This window comes from Prauserella endophytica (assembly GCF_005146945.1).
GTDB lineage: Bacteria > Actinomycetota > Actinomycetes > Mycobacteriales > Pseudonocardiaceae > Prauserella_A > Prauserella_A endophytica.
Genome location: NZ_SWMS01000004.1, coordinates 344,200 through 363,237 on the forward strand (window position 1 = coordinate 344,200; position 19,038 = coordinate 363,237).

Below are 19,038 nucleotides of genomic sequence, written 5' to 3' on the forward strand. Positions count from 1 at the left end.
GCCCTCAGTGCGGAACGCACGCCGTGTCGAGCAGCGCGGTGGTGCTCGGGCCGAGGCCGAGCAGCCGGGCGTGCTCCAGGTCCTCGGGGGTGTCGACATCGCCGCGCAGGGAGGGCGCGGGCAGCGTGAGCGGCACGGCGCCCGACGCGGTGTGGACGCTCGCGGAGCCCTCGCCGAAGCGCGGCGCGAGCGGTTGCCCGGCGCCGGAGAGGAGCAGCGTGGTGCCGGTGCCGTGCCGGTCGGCGGTGAACGCCCTGCGCCCGTCGGCCTCCGCGAGCGCGGCCGCGAGCTCACCGGGCCGCAGCGCGGGCAGGTCTGCCTGCAGCGCGCCGACCGCCGCCAGCGGATCGGCGGCGCGCAGCAGGCGTTCGCCCACCCGCAGCGCGCCGTTGAGCCCGCCACGTTCCTCCCCGTTGCCGTGTTCGTCCACCACCTCGGCACCGAGCTCGCGCAGGGCGGCGAGCGCCTCGGTGTCGGAACCGACGACGAGCACCCGGCGCACGCCGGGGGCCGCGGTCGCGGCCCGCAGCGTGTCGGAGGCCAGCGCGAGCACGAGTGCCGCGTGGCACTCGGCGTCGGCCGGGTAGCCGAGCGCACCCCGCAGCCGCGACTTGCCGGCGCGGGGTGGCTTCAGGGGCACGATGAGGTCTGTGGCCACGCCACCATCTTTACCCATCGGAGCCGCCGTGTGCCTGTGGGAGGATCGCCTCAGCTTCCGCACGCGACGAGGAGGAGTCTTGGCTGATCGGGAGAAGGGTGGCTTCTGGGTCGGGGCCGCCGCGGTGCTGTTCTACCCGCTGACCTGGATGGGCAAGAGCGTCTACCGGGGCACCGAGCGGATCCCGAAAGACGGGCCCGTGCTGCTCGTGATGAACCACGTCTCGCACCTCGACCCGGCCGTGGACGCGGTGTTCGTGCACCGCAACAAGCGCGTGCCCAGGTTCATGGCCAAGGACAGCCTCTTCCGGGTGCCGATCTTCGGCAAGATCCTCGCCGGCTCCGGCGGCATCCCCGTCACCAGGGGCAGCGCCACCGCGGGTGACAGCCTCAGGGCCGCGCACGAGACGCTGGCGAACGGCAAGCTGGTGCTCATCTATCCAGAGGGGACGATCACCAAGGACCCCGATGGCTGGCCGAAGCGGTCCTACACCGGCGTGGCCAGGCTCGCGCTCGAGAACGACGTGCCCGTGATCCCGGTCGCGCGGTGGGGCACCCAGAACATCTGGAACGGTTACACGAAGAAGTTCCGGCCGTTGCCCCGCAAGACGGTGGTCCACTCCGTCGGCGAGCCGGTGGACCTCTCGAAGTACCGCGAGCAGGACCGCACCCCCGCCGTGCTGCGCGAGGTCACCGACCTGCTGATGGGCGAGGTGCTCTCGCTGCTCGCGGACATCCGCGGGGAGCAGCCGCCCGCGAAGCGGGAGGACAGTGCCTGACATGCCGGACATGACGGGCGTCACTGTGCAGTCGGTCACGGTGCTCGGCGCGGGTTCGTGGGGCACGACGTTCGCCAAGGTGCTCGCCGACGCCGGCCGTGACGTCACGATGTGGGCGCGGCGGGCCGAGGTCGCCGCCGAGATCCGCGACCAGCACACCAACAGCGGCTACCTGCCCGGCGTGACGCTGCCCCAGCGGCTCACCGCCACGTCCGACGCCGAGGAGGCGCTGTCCGGTGCCGAGGCCGTGGTGCTCGCCGTGCCGAGCCAGAGCCTGCGCGCGAACCTGACGGGCTGGCGCGGTCTCCTGCCGCGCGACGCGATCCTCGTGAGCCTCGCCAAGGGCGTCGAACTCGGCACCCTGAAACGGATGAGCGAGGTGATCAGCGAGATCGCCGAGGTCCCCGCGAACGAGGTCGTGGTGGTCTCCGGTCCGAACCTGGCGCGCGAGATCGCGCAGCGGCAGCCCGCCGGCGCGGTGCTCGCGTGCGCCGACCACGACCGCGCGGTCGCGATCCAGCAGGCCAGCTTCAACGGTTACTTCCGCCCGTACACCAACACCGACGTGGTTGGCTGCGAGCTCGGCGGCGCCTGCAAGAACGTGATCGCTCTGAGCTGCGGCATGGCGGCCGGGCTCGGTTTCGGCGCCAACACGATGGCGACGCTCATCACCCGTGGTCTCGCGGAGACGGCGCGGCTCGGGGCGAAGCTCGGCGCCGACCCGCTGACGTTCGCGGGTCTTGCCGGGGTGGGCGACCTCGTGGCGACGTGCGCGTCGCCGTTGTCGCGCAACCGCACCTTCGGCGAGCGCATCGGCAGGGGCGAGACGCCGCAGCAGGCGCAGGCCGCGGTGGGTGGCCAGGTGGCGGAGGGCGTGATGTCGTGCCAGTCGATCCGCGAGCTCGCGCGCGGCGTCGGCGTGGACATGCCGATCACCGACGCGATGTACCGCGTGTGCCACGAGGGGATGGATCCCGCTCGCGTCGGTGCCGAGCTGCTCGGCCGCCAGCAGAAACACGAGTGGTCGTAAGGGCGCCCAATCGCTGGAACCCGTTTGACGCCTCGTCGCCGTGCTGGTTTGCTGTGCGGCATGTCGACGTGGAGCGCACTCACGGCAGGGGGCCACACCGGTCTCCGCCATGCCCGCTGCGCGTCGTGTCCTTGCTGTTGTCGCCGGTGACCGACTCACCACGGATCCCCGACCTCAGTCAGCACTGTTCAGCAAGGACCTCATTTCCCCATGTTCGCCGTTCCAGAGAACACGGTCGCTTCCATGCCTGCCGCAAACCCGCAGCTTCGCCACCCCGTCCGCACCGCGCTGGAGTACGCGGCCGACCGAGACCGCTGGCGCAACGTGCTGCGCTACGACCCGGACGAGCGTTTCGCCGCCCTGCTCGAGCGCGCCGCCGACGAGGAGATCTGGCTGCTGAGCTGGCTTCCCGGCCAGCAGACCGGGCTGCACGACCACGGTGAGTCGACGGGCGCGTTCACGGTTGTCAGCGGCACCCTCACCGAGACCGTCACGCGCAGGGCCCCCGACGGGCGCGTGCTGACCGAGGTGCACACGCCGTCGGCCGGCCAGTCGCGCGTGTTCGGCCCCGGCTACGTGCACGAGGTGCGCAACGAGGGCCCCGACCCCGCCGTGAGCGTGCACGTCTACCGCGCGGGCGGGCGCACGCTGCGCCCGCACCACCTCGATCCGCTCACCGGACCGGTTCGCGACTGACTGCGGGCTCGCGCTCGGCCACGTGCGCCGGGATCGGCGTCCCCTCCGGCACGTAGCTCGCCGGTGCCGGGGCACCGAACGTCGTGTGGATCGGCAGCACGCCCGCCCACGCGGTGCCGTGCTCCAGATCCTCCGGTTCGTCGATGGGCTCTCCGGAGCGGATTTTCACCGACGCCTCGGCCAGGTCGAGCGCCAGCACGCTGACCGAGGCCATTTCCTTCGCGTTGGGCTCGCGCGCGTGCTCCCACGAGCCCGGAGCGAGGTGGTCGCTGACAACGCGCAGGCCGTGCAGCTTCTCGGCGGCCCCGGTGACGGGGCGCGCGCGGCCGTGGATCACGGCGCTGCGGTAGTTCATCGAGTGGTTGTTCAGCGAGCGCGCGTAGACGATCCCGTCCAGAATCGTCACCGTCACGCAGACGTCGACACGGTTCGCCGCCGCTCGGAGGTTCCCCGAACCCGTCGAGCCGTGAAAATAGAGCGTGTCGCCGTCTCTGCCGTAGCCGGTGGGCAGGACCACGGGAGAGCCGTGCAGGACGAGTCCGACGTGGCAGACGAGCGCCTCGTCGAGCACGCCGTGGAGGGCGGCGCGATCCCGCGCCGCCCGGTCCTTCTTGCGGGTGAGTGTGCTGCGCGTGGTGGGCGACAGTGGTACGGACATGCGACGAGCCTGTCAGGCCCAGTGGCATTATCAGATAGCCACAAGTGCGGAAAAATGGGAGGCCACTTTGACTCGGGGTGACACCGCGTTGCCGGTCAGACTCGATCGGGACTCCACAGTACCGCTCGCCGTGCAGCTGGCCGACGCGCTGCGCGAGTCGGCGGCGACAGGGCACCTGCGCGGCGGCGACCGCCTGCCCTCCACCCGCGCGCTGGCCGACCGGCTCGGTGTGAGCAGGACCGTCACGTCGGCCGCGTACGAACAGCTGCACGCCGAAGGCTGGATCCTGGGCAGGCACGGCTCCGGCACCTACGTCACCACGTCGCCGCCGGCCGCCCGGCCGGAGCGCAGGGGCTTCGTCACCAACGACGAGGCGCCGAGCGACCTGCTGATGCTCACCCCCGGGGTGCCGTGGGCGGACGGGCTCGACCGGGCCGCGTGGCGAAGAGCCTGGCGGGCAGCGGCCGACACGCCGCCCGCGACCTACCTCTACCGCTCCGGCCTCTCCGACTACCGCGCCGCCGTCGCCGAGCACCTGCTGCGGCACCGGGGACTCGACGCGGGCACCGACTCCGTGCTCGCGACCGGCGGCACCACGTCCGCCGTGGTGGAGCTGGCGAGCGCCGTGCTGCGGCCCGGCGACCTCGTCGCCGTGGAGGAACCGGGATATCAGCGGGCCGTCCAGGCGTTCCGCCGCGCGGGCATGCGCGTGGTGCCTGTGCCGATCGACGCCGAGGGCCTGCGCCCGGACGTCCTGCCAAGCGGGGTCCGCGCCGTCTACTGCTCGCCGGCGCACCAGTACCCCATGGGCTGCCGGATGAGCGCGGCCCGGCGGGTGGAGCTGGTGGAGCGGGCGCGGGCGGAGAACTTCCTCGTCGTCGAGGACGACTACGACGGTGAGCTTCGTTACGACGTGGCGCCGCTGCCGCTGCTCGCGTCGCTCGCCCCCGACGTGGTGGTGCACCTCGGCACCACGAGCAAGATCCTCACGCCCACGCTCGGCGCGGGCTGGATGGTGGCCCCGCCCTCGGTGACCACCACGATTCTCGACTACCGCGAGCTGACCGGTACCCGGCCCTCGCCCGCGGGTCAGCGCGTGGTGGTGGAGCTGGCCCGGCACGGCGACCTCGGCAGGCACCTGCGCAGGCTCCGCCGCGAACTGTCGGAACGAAGGTCCATGCTGGTCGGGGCACTGAAGAAGGCGGGCGTTCCGGTACTCGGCGACGACGCGGGCGCGCACCTGGTGGTGCCGTTGGCCACACCCGAGGACGAGCGCGAGCGGCTCGCGTCCGGCAAGCGGCGCGGGCTGCTGCTCGACGGCCTCGGCAGGCACTTCGCCCGCACCCCCACGGCGTTCGGGGTCGCGGTGGGCTACGCGGGCTGTTCCAGGGAGGCGCTGCGCGAGTCGCTGTGGGTGCTCGTCGACCTGTTACGGCCGAGGCCCCGGTAGGGTGACCGGCCATGAGTAGCCGCAAGACGCGCGTGGCCGTCGTGTTCGGGGGCCGCAGCACCGAGCACACCATCTCCTGTGTGTCGGCAGGCAGCGTGCTGGCGAATCTCGATCCCGACCGGTTCGAGATCGTCCCCATCGGCATCACCAAGGCCGGTGGCTGGGTGCTGGGCACGAACGACCCGGGGGCGCTGGCGATCCGGGGGCACGAGCTGCCGACCGTCGACGACGGCAGGGCGCTCGTGCTGGCGGGCGACCCCACCAGCAAGAGCGTGGTGAGCCTCGAGCCCGGCCAGGAGAGCGAGGTGCTGAGCGGGGTCGACGTCGTGTTCCCCGTGCTGCACGGCGCCTTCGGCGAGGACGGGACCATCCAGGGGCTGCTCGAGCTCGCCGACATCCCGTACGTGGGAGCCGGCGTGTTCGCGAGCGCCGCCGCGATGGACAAGGAGTACGCCAAGAAGCTGCTCGCCGCGGAGGGGCTGCCGGTCGGGCGCTACGCGACCGTCCGCCGTGGACAGTCGACTCTGGACGACGCCGACCGGGAACGGCTGGGACTGCCCGTGTTCGTCAAGCCGGCGAGGGCCGGATCGTCGATCGGCATCAGCAAGGTCACCGACTGGGCCGAGCTGGACGAGGCCATCGCGCTGGCGAGGCGGACCGACCCCAAGGTGCTCGTCGAGGCCGCCGTGGTGGGCCGGGAGGTCGAGTGCGGCGTGCTGGAGTTCCCCGACGGGCGCGTCGAGGCGTCGCTGCCGGCCGAGATCAGGGTGCTCGCCGAGGGCGACGACGCCTGGTACGACTTCGAGACCAAGTACCTCGGTGAGGCCGCCGAGCTGGACATCCCGGCCAAGCTCGACGACTCGGTGACCGAGCGGCTGCGCGCGTGCGCGGTGCGTGCCTTCGATGCGCTGGACTGCCAGGGCCTCGCCCGGGTGGACTTCTTCGTCGGCGAGAACGGCGAGCTGACCATCAACGAGGTCAACACGATGCCAGGCTTCACCTCGACGTCGGCGTACCCGAAGATGTGGGCCGTCACCGGAGTGGACTACCCGACGCTGCTGGCGACCCTGGTCGAGACCGCCCTGTCCCGGGGCACCGGCCTGCGCTGACCCCTTCGCAAGGCTGCCCTTCTGCAGTGAAGGCCACCTTCACTGCGTTCAACGCAGTGAAGGTGGCCTTCACTGCGGTTGGGGCACTGCGGTCAGCCGGTGGCGGGCAGGGAATCGCGGATGGTGTCCGAGACCTGTTGCAGCGGGCCGGTTCCCGAGCCCGCCGGGACGGTGAGCGCCAGGTAGACGGGGCGGTCGACGACATACCACGTCGCTGCCCCCTCGCCGGGCACCTCCAGCCAGCGCACACCGTTGATCTGCCGCAGGTACGACGTGGGGGTCAGCTCTGGCGGGCGTTCGAGCCCGCACCGCAGCACCACGGGGTTGTCGGTGCCCCACGCGACCGTGGCCGGGGGAGCCGGCTGCGCCAGCTCCCGCCGCGCCAGCGTCTCACCGGAGGATTCCAGCTCGCCGGGTGCGGCCTCGATCACCTTCGCGCACTCGGGGCTGCCGGACTTCGGCGCGGGGATCGACACGAGCGGCAGCGGACCGGTCTCGGTGCCCTCGTCGTCGCCGGACGACAGCACCCCCAGCACCGCCACCGCGACGGCGAGCGCGGCCGCCAGCACCGCGGCGGCGACGATGAGCATCCGGGGAGGCGCACCTGTCTCGGTCACGCTCCCCACTACAGCACAGCCCTACAGGTGCACCACGGGACAGGTCAGCGTGCGCGTGATGCCCTCCACGTTCTGCACCTTCGCGACCACGAGCTGCCCCAGCTGGTCGACGTTGTCGGCCTCGGCGCGCACGATGACGTCGTAGGGGCCGGTGACATCCTCCGAGCTGGTGACACCGGGGATGCCGGCGATCTCGGCCGCGACGGAGGCTGCCTTGCCGACCTCGGTCTGGATGAGGATGTATGCGTGGACCACGGCGCGCCCCTTCGTCTGGATGGGTTCGTCAAGCTCAAGATAGGAACGTTGAAGCAACGTACCGCAGGCGGGGCAACGATCGGACATCCGATGAGTCTCGGGTTACACCGGAGGTGTCAGTGGAGGACAGACCCACGCCGGACAGTGCCGCCGAGGGCACTGCCGACACGGTGGCGGCGATCGGCGAGTTCGGCCTGATCCGCGCCGTCACCGCGAACCGCACGCAGCCGTCGACGACGCTGCTCGGCCCCGGCGACGACGCCGCCGTCGTCGCCGCGCCCGACGGCAGGGTGGTGGTGTCGACGGATGTGCTGGTGCACGGCGTGCACTTCCGGCTGGACTGGTCCACTCCGGAGCAGGTCGGGCACAAGGCGATCGCGGTGAACCTCGCCGACATCGCGGCGATGGGCGCGGTGCCCACCTCCGTCGTGGTCGGGATCGCGTGCCCCGCCGACGAGAAGACGGCGACCGTCACGCAGCTGTTCGACGGGATGGCCGCGGAGGCGGGCCGCGCGCGGGTCGGCCTCGTCGGCGGCGACATGGTGCGCTCCGACCAGCTCGTGATCAGCGTCACCGCCCTGGGCGACCTCGGTGGGAGGCCACCGGTGACGCGCTCCGGTGCCCGGCCCGGCGACATCGTGGCGGTGTGCGGGCGGCTCGGCTGGGCCGCCGCCGGACTCGCCGTGCTTGGCCGGGGTTTCCGTTCGCCGGTCGGCGTGGTCAACGCCCAGCGTTTCCCCGAGCCGCCCTATGCCGCGGGACCGGCGGCCGCGCTCGCCGGGGCCACCGCCATGATCGACGTCTCCGACGGCCTCCTCGCCGACCTCGGCCACCTCGCCCAGCAGTCGAACGTCGGCATCGACGTGCACACCGACCGGCTCGACGTCGACCGGAAGCTCACCGACGTGGGCACCGCGCTCGGCGCCGACCCGCTGCACTGGGTGCTCACCGGCGGCGAGGACCACGCGCTCGCCGCGACGTTCCCCTCGTTCACCGACCTGCCGGAGGGCTGGGTCCGCATCGGCACCGTGCTGCTGCCCGACACCGGCATCACCGTGGACGGCAAGCCCTACGAGCACGAAAGCGGTTGGGAGCACTGGCGCTGATCCGGTTTCATGGGCGGGGTGGAGATACGAGTAGTCCCGTTCGACCACCCGGACGCGGTGAAGCTGATCGACCTGGTGCAGCAGGAGTACGTGACGCGCTATGGCGATCCCGACGTGACGCCCGTGGACCCGGCGCAGTTCTCGCCGCCGCACGGGATCTTCCTGGTCGGCTACCGCGACGGCGTGCCCGTCGCGTGCGGTGGCTGGCGCGCGCACGACGGTCCCGTGCCCACGTTCCGGCCCGGTGACGCCGAGCTCAAGCGGATGTTCGTCGTCGATACCGAGCGCGGCAACGGCTTCGCGCGGGCGATGCTCGCGCAGCTGGAACGCACCGCGCTCGCCGCGGGCCGCAGGCGGGCGGTGCTGGAGACCGGCACCGAACAGCCGGAGGCGATCGCGTTGTACCGTTCGTCGGGCTACACCGACATCCCCGGTTTCGGCGTCTACAAGGACGAGCCGGAGAGCGTGTACCTGGCGAAGGAACTGAAGGAGAGCTAGCGCATCCCATGGCGATCTACGCACTCGGCGAGCTGGAGCCAACCATTCACCCCGACGCGTACGTGCACCCCGACGCCACCGTGATCGGGGACGTCCGCATCGGCGCGCACGCCTCGGTGTGGCCGCAGACCGTGTTGCGTGGCGACAACGGCTACATCGAGCTCGGGGAGCGCTCCAACATCCAGGACGGCTGCGTGGTGCACTGCACGCGCAGGGACCCCACGATCCTGGGCGCCGACTCCGCGATCGGGCACTCGGTGCACGTCGAGGGTGCGCGCATCGGCACGGGCTGCCTCATCGCGTCCGGGTCGGTGGTGCTCAACGGCACGGTGCTCGAGGACGGCGCGATGGTCGGAGCCGGGGCGGTGCTCTCCTACAACTCGCGCGTCCCGTCCGGGCACATCGCGCTCGGCGTCCCGGCGAAGACGCGGCCCAACACGTCGTTCGGCCCGGAGAAGATCGCGGGCGTGGTCAACAGCTACGTGGAGCGGGCCAAGCGTTTTCGCGCCGAGCTCAAGCGCTTGGATTGACACAGCGGCGCGGAGCGCCTCCGTAAAACGGGTGGGGCGGGTGACGGGTGGGCTGAGCCCGCTAGGGTTGCGTGCCGTGACCGCACGACCGCTGCACGAGATCATCGACCCGGGCTGGGCGAAGGCGCTCTCCCCGGTCGAGGCCAAGATCACTGCGATGGGGGAGTTCCTGCGCGGCGAGGTCGCCGAGGGCCGCAAGTACCTGCCCTCCGGTGACAACATCCTGCGTGCGTTCAAGCAGCCGTTCGAGGACGTGCGCGTGCTGATCGTGGGCCAGGACCCGTACCCGACGCCGGGGCACCCGATCGGTCTGTGCTTCGCCGTCGCGCCCGACGTCCGGCCGCTGCCGAAGAGCCTCATCAACATCTACCGTGAGTACTGCGAGGACCTCGGTCACCCCACGCCGTCCAACGGCGACCTCACGCCGTGGACCCGGCAGGGCGTGCTGCTGCTCAACAGGGCACTCACGGTGCAGCCCGGCAAACCGAACTCCCACCAGGGCAAGGGCTGGGAGGAGATCACCGAGCAGGCCATCAGGGCGCTCGCGGCGCGCGAGGAGCCCATGGTGGCGATCCTGTGGGGCAGCAACGCGCGCAGGCTCAAGCCCCTGCTCGGTGACGTGCCGTGCATCGAGTCGGTGCACCCGAGCCCGCTGTCCGCACACAACGGCTTCTTCGGCTCCCGCCCGTTCAGCCGCGCCAACGAGCTGCTCGAGAAGCAGGGCGCCGCGCCGATCGACTGGAAGCTGCCCTGAGCCCCCGGACATGACAACGGCCCGGCGACCGAACGGTCACCGGGCCGTGTGGCAAGACTCTGGGGTCAGCCCCGAACGACCTTGCCCGCCTTGAGGCAGGAGGTGCACACGTTCAGGCGCTTCCTCTGGGAAAGCCCGATCTTGGCGTGCACGGTCTGGATGTTCGGGTTCCACCGGCGGTTGGTACGCCGGTGAGAGTGCGAGACCGACTTGCCGAAGCCCGGCCCCTTGCCACAGACGTCGCACACGGCAGCCACGTCGAACACTCCTCGAAGAAATAGGTCAACAAAACCCACCCGGCGAATGCCGGGCAACTCGAACAGGGTAGCCGGTGCTCTCCCGGCGGCCGTAGCCGGGTCGATACGCTCGCGAAGAACCCTTCGAACCAGTGCGGAGGATACGTGGTGCGGGCCTTGGACGCGGATGCTGTGTGCGCGTGGGCCGCGGCCTGCGTACACAGCCTTTCGGCACTGCGTTCCGACATCGACGGCATCAACGTCTACCCGGTCGCCGACTCCGACACCGGGTCCAACCTGCTGCACACGCTCTCGGCCGCGCAGGCCGAGCTGGCCGCCGCCGAGCGGGTCGGCGGTGCGGGGGAGGCGCTCGGCCTGCTCGCTCGCGGCGCCGTCGCCGCCGCGAGGGGCAACTCCGGTGTGATCATCTCCCAGGTGCTGCGCGGGCTCGCCGAGTCGGCGGCCGACGCCACGGAGCTCGACGGTCCCGCGCTCGCCTCGGCGCTCAAGCGCGCCGACGGGCTCGCCACCGAGGCGGTCGCCCGGCCGGTGGCGGGCACGATGCTGAGCGTGCTGCACGCCGTCGCCACGGCGGTCGGTGAGGGAACGCCCGCCGAGGTGGCCACCACGGCGGCGAAGGCGGCGGCCGACGCGCTGGAGGAGACGCCGCACCAGCTCGCCGCACTCGCGGTGGCCGGGGTGGTCGACGCGGGCGGCCGGGGCCTGGTCGCCGTGCTCGACGCGCTCGCCGGGGTGGTCACGGGCGAACGGGAGCCCGAGCACGCGCTCGCCGTGTCGCCGCCGGGACCGCCCGCGCCGCGCGCGTGGGAGGTCATGTACCTGCTCTCCGGGGCCGATGACGCGGCACTGCCGTCGCTGCGCAGGGCGCTGTCCGCGCTCGGCGACAGCGTGACCGTCGCCGGGGACGGCGCCGGCAACCACGCCGTGCACGTCCACTGCGCCGACATCGGCGCCGCCATCGAGGCCGGGCTGGCCCACGGCAGGCCACACCGGGTGCGCGTCGAGCCGCTCATGACGCCGCCGCCGGTGGAGACCGCCGCGGCGAGGGGCGACCGCGCGGTGGTGGCCGTCGTGCACGGCGAGGGGCTCGCCGGGCTCATCGGCGAGGAGGGCGTGCCGGTGCTGGCCGTCGCCGCGGACGCGGAGCCGAGCGCGGAGGAGTTGCTCGGCCTGGTCACCGAGACCGCGGCGAGCCACGTGACCGTGCTGCCCGGCGGGGTCGGCCTCACGGCCGCGGCCGAGCGGATCGCCGGGCACGTGATGCTGCAGGACCGCGACGTCGTGGTGGTGCCGTGCGCGTCGCCGGTGCAAGTGCTCGCGGCGCTCGCCGTGCACGACGCGGGCCGCCGGGCGGGCTCGGACGTGGTGGCGATGGCCGAGGCCGCGGCGGCGACGCGGCGTGGCGACATCGTGGTGGCGAGCCAGGACTCGATCACGTGGGTCGGCCGCGCGCAGGCCGGGGACGTCGTGGGCCTGGTCGACGGCGAGGTGGTGCTCATCGAGCCCGGGCGGGGCGTCGAGCAGGCGGCCACGGCGGTGCTGGAGCGGATGCTGGCCGTGGGCGGCGAGCTCGTCACGGTGCTCACCGGGGTCGGCGCGCCCGACGGGATCGAGGACGCCATCGCCGCTCACCTGCGTGCCGCGCACCCCGAAGTCGAACTGGTGTGCTATTCCGGTGGGCAGACGGATGCGCTGCTGCTGATGGGTGTTGAGTGAATCGATGACTGAGCTGAGCGACGCGCTGACCAGGGTGCTCGGGGCCAAGACCGCCAAGGCACTGGACACCTCGCTGGGCATCGGGACGGTCGCGGAACTGCTGCGGCACTACCCGCGCCGCTACGCCCGCCGCGGCGAGCTCACCGACATCGCCGGGCTGGAGATCGGCGAGCACGCCACGGTGCTCGCCAGGGTCGAGCGCGCCACGAAGAAGCCGATGCGCCAGCGCAGGGGGTCCATCCTCGAGGTCACGATCACCGACGGCCAGCGCAGGCTCTCGTGCGCGTTCTTCGGCAACCAGGCGTGGCGCGAGCGCGAGCTGCGGCCCGGCAAGACCGGGCTGTTCGCGGGCAAGGTCACGGCGTTCCGCAACACGCTCCAGCTGGCGAATCCCGAGTACGAGCTGATCGATCCGGAGAGCGACGAGATCTCCACGCTGGACAGCTTCCTCGCCGAGATCATCCCCGTGTACCCCGCCGCGGCCGGCGTCCAGTCGTGGACGATCGGGCGTGCGGTGCGGCAGGTGCTCGACACCCTCGACCCGGTGGAGGATCCGCTGCCGGAGCAGCTGCGTGAGCGGCACGGCCTCGGCGACCTGCAGGAGGCGCTGCGTCAGATCCACCGGCCGGAGAGCTGGGAGCAGCTCGACGAGGCGCGTGAGCGGCTCAAGTGGGACGAGGCGATGGCGATCCAGCTGATCTTCGCGCAGCGGCGCCATTCCGCCGTCTCGCGGCCCGCGCCCGCGTGCCCGCCGAAGCCGGGCGGGATCGCGGCGGCCTTCGACGAGAAGCTGCCGTTCGAGCTCACGGCGGGCCAGCGGGAGGTCGGCGAGGCCATCGCCGCCGACCTCGCGGGCGAGCATCCCATGAACCGGCTGCTGCAGGGCGAGGTGGGCAGCGGCAAGACGATCGTGGCGCTGCGGGCGATGCTGCAGGCCGTGGACGCGGGCAGACAGGCCGCGATGCTCGCGCCCACCGAGGTGCTGGCAGCGCAGCACGCGCGGTCGCTGCGGGAGATGCTCGGCGAGCTCGGTCAGGCGGGGGAGCTGGGCTCGGCCGACAACGCGACGAGGATCACGCTGCTGACGGGCTCGATGGGGGCGAAGGAGCGCAAGCAGGCGCTGCTGGACACCGCGAGCGGCGCGGCCGGGATCGTGGTGGGCACGCACGCGCTCATCCAGGAGCACGTGACGTTCGCCGACCTCGGCTTCGTCGTCGTGGACGAGCAGCACCGGTTCGGCGTGGAGCAGCGGGACGCGCTGCGCTCGCGCGGCGCCGACTCGACGAGCCCGCACGTGCTGGTGATGACGGCGACACCGATCCCGAGGACGGTGGCGATGACCGTCTACGGAGACCTGGAGACGTCCTCGCTGCGTGAGCTGCCCGCCGGGCGCTCGCCGATCTCGACGAGCGTGGTGCCCGTCGCCGAGAAGCCGGCGTGGCTGGACCGGGCGTGGCAACGGCTCGTGGAGGAGGTCGGCAAGGGGCACCAGGCCTACATCGTGTGCCCGCGCATCGGCGACGAGCCGCCGTCGGACAAGAGCGACAAACGGCCTCCCATCGCCGTGCTGGACCTCGCGCCGCAGCTGGCCGAGGGTCCGCTCAACGGCCTGGGGATCGGCGTGCTGCACGGCCGCCTGCCCAGCGACGAGAAGGACGCCGTGATGCGGGCGTTCTCCACGGGCAAGCTCGACGTGCTCGTGGCGACGACCGTGATCGAGGTCGGCGTGAACGTGCCCAACGCGACCGTCATGATGATCATGGACGCCGACCGGTTCGGCGTGAGCCAGCTGCACCAGCTGCGCGGCCGCGTCGGGCGGGGGAACGTGCCAGGCCTGTGCCTGCTCGTCACCGACGCGCTCGACGGCACCAGCACCCGGGCCCGGCTCGCGGCGGTGGAGTCGACGCTGGACGGCTTCGAGCTCTCCAAGCTGGACCTGGAGCTGCGCAGGGAGGGCGACATCCTCGGCGCCGCGCAGTCCGGCAAGCGCTCGGGTCTGAAACTGTTGTCGCTGCTGGAGGACGAGGACGTGATCGCGCGGACCCGCGCCGTGGCGCAGCAGATCGTGGCCTCGGACCCCGAGCTGGCGGAGTACCCAGGCCTCGCGCGGCTGGTGTCCGAGGTGGTGGACGAGGAGCGAGCGGAGTTCCTGGATAAGTCCTAGCCCCCTCGTCGCGCCCCGAGGCCACCCCGACTGCAGTGAAGGCCACCTTCACTGCGTTCAACGCAGTGAAGGTGGCCTTCACTGCAGTCGCTCCGCGCACCGCACGATGGTGGTACTCCGCCTGCGCGCCCGGTTCGCGCGCGGTAGACGGGTGCCCATGCGTATTCGACTGGCCCGTTCCCTGTTCGCCGCCTGGACCGCCGCACTGCTCACGGCCACCGCCGCCCCGGCGCTCGCCGCCTCCGGCGTGCAGCAGGCCCCGCCCAACTGGGGGCTGGACCGGATCGACCAGCGGGCCGGGGGAGCCCAGCTGGACCAGCGCTACCGGTACCAGGGCGACGGCGCGGGCGTCACCGTGTACGTGATCGACTCCGGCGTCGACGGCACCCATCCCGACTTCGGTGGCCGCGTGGCGGGCGGCAAGGACTTCGTGGACGGCGACGAGCACCCCGTCGACCTCAACGGGCACGGCACCAGCCTCGCCGGGGTCGTCGGCGGGCAGGCACACGGCGTCGCCAAGGGAGTGCGCATCGTGCCGGTGCGGGTGCTCGACCAGAACGGCGGCGGCAACGGCCTCAGTGTGGTCGCCGGTATCGACTGGGTGGTCAACAACGCGCGGCAGCCCGCGGTCGCCGTGATCGGCATCGGCGGCCCCGCGAGCGATGCCGTGGACACGGCCGTGCGCGGGCTGGCGAAGATCATGCCGGTGGCCGTTCCCGCGGGCGGTGCGACGGCCGACGCGGGCCAGAGCTCGCCCGGCCGGATCCCCGAGGTGCTCACCGTCGCCGCGAGCGACATTGCCGACAAACCCGTGCCGACCTCGAACTTCGGCGCCGCGGTGGATCTCTACGCCCCCGGCGCGGACGTGCGGGCCCCTGCGCTCAAGGGCGGTACGGCCGAGCTGACGGGCACGTCGGTGGCCGCGGCGCACGTGGCCGGGGTCGCCGCGCTCTACCGCGCGGCCCGCCCCGAGGCGACGCCGCAGCAGGTGACCGAGGCCGTGGTGGCGAACGCGAGCCCCGGGGTACTCACCGGCGTGCGCGACGGCACCGCGAACCGCCTGCTCTACGCCGGCCCGATCCCGGCAGACGGCCGGTGATGTCCAGTAGCTGGGAGCGAACTCCCGGAGAGCGGGAGCTTCGGGGTAACGTGCCTCGCGACCGATCCGTGTAAAGGAAAGGACCGGGGATGTTCCGCAAAGTGCTCGTCGCCAACCGCGGCGAGATCGCCATCCGTGCGTTCCGTGCCGCCTACGAACTGGGCGCGGGGACGGTGGCCGTGTTCCCGCACGAGGACCGAAACTCGCTGCATCGCCTGAAGGCCGACGAGGCGTACGAGATCGGTGAGCCGGGTCACCCGGTGCGTGCCTACCTCTCGGTGGACGAGATCGTCCGCGCCGCCGTGAAGGCAGGCGCCGACGCCGTCTACCCGGGCTACGGCTTCCTGTCCGAGAACCCGGACCTGGCGCGCGCCTGCGAGGAAGCCGGGATCACGTTCGTCGGCCCCAGCGCGGAGATCCTCGAGCTGACCGGTAACAAGGCCCGCGCCGTCGCCGCCGCCAAGGCGGCCGGTGTGCCCGTGCTGGGCTCGTCGGCACCGTCGTCCGATGTGGACACCCTCGTGGAGGCCGCGGAGGAGCTGGGCTTCCCGGTGTTCGTCAAGGCCGTCGCCGGTGGTGGCGGACGCGGCATGCGCAGGGTCGAGGACCCGAGGCAGCTGCGGGAGTCGATCGAGGCCGCGGCCCGCGAGGCCGAGTCGGCGTTCGGCGACCCGACCGTCTTCCTCGAGAAGGCCGTCGTGGAGCCCCGGCACATCGAGGTGCAGATCCTCAGTGATGGCCAGGGTGGCGTGATCCACCTCTACGAGCGCGACTGCTCGGTGCAGCGGCGGCACCAGAAGGTGATCGAGCTGGCGCCCGCGCCGAACCTCGACCCCGGGCTGCGCGAGCGGATCTGTGCCGACGCCGTGAAGTTCGCCAGGCAGATCGGCTACCGCAACGCGGGAACCGTGGAGTTCCTCGTCGACCGCGACGGCAACCACGTCTTCATCGAGATGAACCCGCGCATCCAGGTGGAGCACACGGTGACCGAGGAGGTCACCGACGTCGACCTGGTGCAGTCGCAGCTGCGCATCGCCTCCGGCGAGACGCTGGCCGACCTCGACCTGGCGCAGGAGAAGGTCTATCTGCGGGGCGCGGCGATGCAGTGCCGCATCACCACCGAGGACCCCGCGAACGGGTTCCGGCCCGACACCGGCATGATCAGCGCCTACCGCTCGCCGGGCGGCTCCGGCATCCGCCTCGACGGCGGTACCGCGTTCTCCGGCACGGAGATCAGCGCGCACTTCGACTCGATGCTCGTGAAGCTCACGTGCCGCGGGCGGACGTTCGCCACCGCCGTCGGCCGCGCCCGCAGGGCGCTGGCCGAGTTCCGCATCCGTGGTGTCGCCACCAACATCCCGTTCCTGCAGGCGGTGCTCGACGACACCGACTTCCAGGAGGGGCGCGTCACCACCGCGTTCATCGAGGAGCGGCCGCACCTGCTCACCGCGCGGCACTCCGCCGACCGCGGCACGCGCCTGCTGACCTACCTCGCCGACGTCACGGTGAACAAGCCCAACGGCGAGCGGCCGAGGCTCATCGACCCGCAGGCGAAGGTGCCCGTGCTGCCCGAGGGTGAGCCGCCCGCCGGGTCGAAGCAGAAGCTCACCGAGCTGGGGCCCGAGGGCTTCGCGCGCTGGCTGCGGGAGTCGCCGACGATCGGCGTGACCGACACGACCTTCCGCGACGCCCACCAGTCGCTGCTGGCCACGCGCGTGCGGACCAAGGACCTGCTGGCGATCGCGCCGGTCGTGGCGCGCACGGTGCCCCAGCTGCTGTCCGTGGAGTGCTGGGGTGGTGCGACGTACGACGTGGCGCTGCGATTCCTGGCCGAGGACCCGTGGGAGCGGCTGGCGGCGTTGCGCGAGGCGATGCCGAACATCTGCCTGCAGATGCTGCTGCGTGGCCGCAACACCGTGGGGTACACGCCGTACCCGACCGAGGTGACCGACGCGTTCGTCGAGGAGGCGACCGCGACCGGCATCGACATCTTCCGCATCTTCGACGCGCTCAACGACGTGGAGCAGATGCGGCCTGCGATCGAGGCGGTGCGGAGCACCGGATCGGCAGTGGCCGAGGTGGCGCTGTGCTACACCTCGGACCTGTCGAACCCGGCGGAGAAGCTGTACACGCTCGACTACTATCTCAAGCTGGCCGAGCAGATCGTCGGCGCCGGCGCGCACGTGCTGGCGATCAAGGACATGGCCGGTCTGCTGCGGGCGCCCGCAGCGGTGAAGCTGGTGACAGCGCTGCGCAGGGAGTTCGACCTGCCGGTGCACATCCACACCCACGACACCGCGGGTGGACAGCTCGGCACGTACCTGGCGGCGATCGGGGCCGGGGCCGACGCCGTGGACGGAGCCGTCGCGTCGATGGCGGGTACGACGTCGCAGCCGTCGCTGTCGGCGATCGTGGCTGCCACCGACTTCTCCGACCGGCCGACCGGGCTGGACCTGCAGGCGATCGGTGACCTCGAGCCGTACTGGGAGATCGTGCGCAAGATCTACGCGCCGTTCGAGGCGGGACTGGCCTCGCCGACCGGGCGCGTGTACCACCACGAGATCCCCGGCGGACAGCTGTCGAACCTGCGCACGCAGGCGCGGGCCCTCGGGCTCGGCGACCGCTTCGAGGACATCGAGAAGATGTACGAGGCGGCCGACAAGATGCTGGGCCACCTGGTGAAGGTCACGCCGTCGTCGAAGGTCGTCGGTGATCTCGCGCTGCACCTCGTGGGCGCGGGGGTGTCGCCCGAGGAGTTCGAGGCGGAGCCGTCGAAGTTCGACATCCCGGACTCGGTGATCGGCTTCCTGCGCGGCGAGCTGGGCGACCCGCCCGGTGGCTGGCCGGAGCCGTTCCGCACGAAGGCCCTGGAGGGCAGGGCGGAGCCGAAGCCGGTGGTGGAGCTGTCCGAAGAGGACCGCTCGGAGCTGGCGGCCAACCGTCGTGCGACGCTGAACCGGTTGCTGTTCCCCGGGCCGACGAAGGAGTTCGAGGCGCACCGCGAGGCGCACGGCGACACCAGCGTGCTGCCGAGCAAGGACTTCTTCTACGGGCTGCGTCCGGGCGAGGAGTACCAGGTCGACCTGGAGCCGGGCGTGCGGCTGCTGATCGAGCTGGAGGCCATCGGCGAGGCCGACGAGCGCGGTATGCGGACCGTCATGGCGACCCTCAACGGTCAGCTCCGGCCGATCCAGGTGCGAGACCGTTCGGTGGCCTCCGACCTGCCGGCCAAGGAGAAGGCCGACAAGAACAATCCGAAGCACGTCGCGGCGCCGTTCGCCGGTGTGGTGACGGCTCAGGTGGCCGAGGGCGACACGATCTCCGCGGGCGACACGGTGGCGACCATCGAGGCCATGAAGATGGAGGCCGCCATCACCGCCCAGGAGGGCGGCACCGTCCAGCGGCTGGCCATAGGCAAGGTGCAGCAGGTTGAAGGCGGCGACCTCCTGATCGTCCTGGAGTAGCCCCTTCCACCCGCGAGTCCCCCGCTCAGGCCCGCGAGTGCCCCGCTCAGGCCCGCGAGTGCCCCGCTCAGGCCCGCGAGTGCCCCGCTCAGGCCCGCGAGTGCCCCGCTCAGGCCCGCGAGTGCCCCGCTCGGGTCTGCGAGTCGTGCGTTCCCGTGCGCGAGTCTTGCGTTCGGGACGCCGAGTCGTGCGTTCCCGA

At 72.0% G+C, this 19,038-nt stretch carries 18 protein-coding genes; 13 read left to right on the forward strand and 5 right to left on the reverse strand.

The features are described 5' to 3' along the window. Positions 1-4 precede the first annotated feature (4 nt). Complete coding sequence (cofC, locus tag FCN18_RS10785; RefSeq protein WP_228713847.1) at positions 5-658, reverse strand: 2-phospho-L-lactate guanylyltransferase; 654 nt, start codon at positions 656-658, stop codon at positions 5-7. A gap of 79 nt (positions 659-737) precedes the next feature. On the opposite strand from cofC, the gene FCN18_RS10790 reads away from it, so the two are divergent. The 3 genes from FCN18_RS10790 to FCN18_RS10800 all read left to right on the forward strand — a co-directional run bounded on the left by FCN18_RS10790 (position 738) and on the right by FCN18_RS10800 (position 3,162). Then, a complete protein-coding gene (locus FCN18_RS10790) occupies positions 738-1,436 on the forward strand; it encodes a lysophospholipid acyltransferase family protein (RefSeq protein ID WP_112271827.1) in 699 nt (232 codons plus the stop codon). Position 1,437: 1 nt separating this feature from the next. Further along, positions 1,438-2,466, forward strand: coding sequence for an NAD(P)H-dependent glycerol-3-phosphate dehydrogenase (locus FCN18_RS10795; protein ID WP_369973577.1), 1,029 nt, complete (start codon positions 1,438-1,440; stop codon positions 2,464-2,466). Between the two features lie 210 nt (positions 2,467-2,676). Continuing rightward, positions 2,677-3,162: a cysteine dioxygenase gene (locus FCN18_RS10800; RefSeq protein WP_112271829.1), complete on the forward strand. Its 486-nt coding sequence runs from the start codon at positions 2,677-2,679 to the stop codon at positions 3,160-3,162. Here the strand turns inward: FCN18_RS10800 and FCN18_RS10805 are convergent. After that, positions 3,140-3,820: a pyridoxamine 5'-phosphate oxidase family protein gene (locus FCN18_RS10805; protein ID WP_113642298.1), complete on the reverse strand. Its 681-nt coding sequence runs from the start codon at positions 3,818-3,820 to the stop codon at positions 3,140-3,142. The two genes, FCN18_RS10800 and FCN18_RS10805, sit on opposite strands and share 23 nt — an antisense overlap. 67 nt (positions 3,821-3,887) lie before the next feature. Here FCN18_RS10805 and pdxR point away from each other — a divergent pair, with 67 nt between their 5' ends. Beyond that, positions 3,888-5,270 carry a MocR-like pyridoxine biosynthesis transcription factor PdxR gene (gene pdxR / locus FCN18_RS10810; RefSeq protein ID WP_199542789.1) on the forward strand — a complete coding sequence of 461 codons (1,383 nt, stop codon included), beginning with the start codon at positions 3,888-3,890 and terminating at the stop codon, positions 5,268-5,270. 11 nt (positions 5,271-5,281) lie between these two features. Next, on the forward strand, positions 5,282-6,379 hold the full coding sequence (locus FCN18_RS10815; RefSeq protein ID WP_112271835.1) for a D-alanine--D-alanine ligase family protein: 1,098 nt from the start codon (positions 5,282-5,284) through the stop codon (positions 6,377-6,379). Positions 6,380-6,471: 92 nt separating this feature from the next. Here FCN18_RS10815 and FCN18_RS10820 read toward each other — a convergent pair whose 3' ends face one another. Together FCN18_RS10820 and FCN18_RS10825 are read right to left on the reverse strand one after the other, a co-directional pair. Then, positions 6,472-6,969, reverse strand: a complete 498-nt coding sequence (locus FCN18_RS10820) for a DUF3515 domain-containing protein (RefSeq protein WP_137094811.1) — start codon at positions 6,967-6,969, stop codon at positions 6,472-6,474. 48 nt (positions 6,970-7,017) lie between these two features. After that, on the reverse strand, positions 7,018-7,251 hold the full coding sequence (locus FCN18_RS10825; protein WP_112271839.1) for an Lrp/AsnC family transcriptional regulator: 234 nt from the start codon (positions 7,249-7,251) through the stop codon (positions 7,018-7,020). A gap of 119 nt (positions 7,252-7,370) precedes the next feature. Here FCN18_RS10825 and FCN18_RS10830 point away from each other — a divergent pair, with 119 nt between their 5' ends. The 4 genes from FCN18_RS10830 (at position 7,371) to FCN18_RS10845 (ending at position 10,139) form a co-directional block, all read left to right on the forward strand. Beyond that, positions 7,371-8,357, forward strand: coding sequence for a thiamine-phosphate kinase (locus FCN18_RS10830; protein WP_228713849.1), 987 nt, complete (start codon positions 7,371-7,373; stop codon positions 8,355-8,357). A gap of 18 nt (positions 8,358-8,375) precedes the next feature. After that, positions 8,376-8,855 (forward strand): GNAT family N-acetyltransferase, encoded by a 480-nt coding sequence (locus FCN18_RS10835; RefSeq protein ID WP_112272102.1) that lies wholly within the window; start codon positions 8,376-8,378, stop codon positions 8,853-8,855. A gap of 8 nt (positions 8,856-8,863) precedes the next feature. Beyond that, a complete protein-coding gene (locus tag FCN18_RS10840) occupies positions 8,864-9,385 on the forward strand; it encodes a gamma carbonic anhydrase family protein (protein WP_112271843.1) in 522 nt (173 codons plus the stop codon). Between the two features lie 76 nt (positions 9,386-9,461). Continuing rightward, the gene (locus FCN18_RS10845) at positions 9,462-10,139 is read left to right on the forward strand and encodes a uracil-DNA glycosylase (RefSeq protein ID WP_112271845.1); all 678 of its coding nucleotides are present in this window, start codon (positions 9,462-9,464) and stop codon (positions 10,137-10,139) included. A 65-nt stretch (positions 10,140-10,204) separates the two neighbouring features. Here FCN18_RS10845 and rpmB read toward each other — a convergent pair whose 3' ends face one another. Then, on the reverse strand, positions 10,205-10,396 hold the full coding sequence (rpmB, locus tag FCN18_RS10850) for a 50S ribosomal protein L28 (RefSeq protein ID WP_112272104.1): 192 nt from the start codon (positions 10,394-10,396) through the stop codon (positions 10,205-10,207). A 147-nt stretch (positions 10,397-10,543) separates the two neighbouring features. On the opposite strand from rpmB, the gene FCN18_RS10855 reads away from it, so the two are divergent. From FCN18_RS10855 to FCN18_RS10870, 4 genes are all read left to right on the forward strand, one after another. Then, positions 10,544-12,112, forward strand: coding sequence for a DAK2 domain-containing protein (locus FCN18_RS10855; RefSeq protein ID WP_112271847.1), 1,569 nt, complete (start codon positions 10,544-10,546; stop codon positions 12,110-12,112). 4 nt (positions 12,113-12,116) lie between these two features. After that, complete coding sequence (gene recG / locus FCN18_RS10860; protein WP_137094737.1) at positions 12,117-14,276, forward strand: ATP-dependent DNA helicase RecG; 2,160 nt, start codon at positions 12,117-12,119, stop codon at positions 14,274-14,276. A 157-nt stretch (positions 14,277-14,433) separates the two neighbouring features. Then, positions 14,434-15,375, forward strand: coding sequence for a S8 family peptidase (locus FCN18_RS10865; protein ID WP_137094740.1), 942 nt, complete (start codon positions 14,434-14,436; stop codon positions 15,373-15,375). An 89-nt stretch (positions 15,376-15,464) separates the two neighbouring features. Next, positions 15,465-18,839, forward strand: a complete 3,375-nt coding sequence (locus FCN18_RS10870) for a pyruvate carboxylase (protein ID WP_137094742.1) — start codon at positions 15,465-15,467, stop codon at positions 18,837-18,839. Positions 18,840-19,038 lie beyond the last annotated feature (199 nt).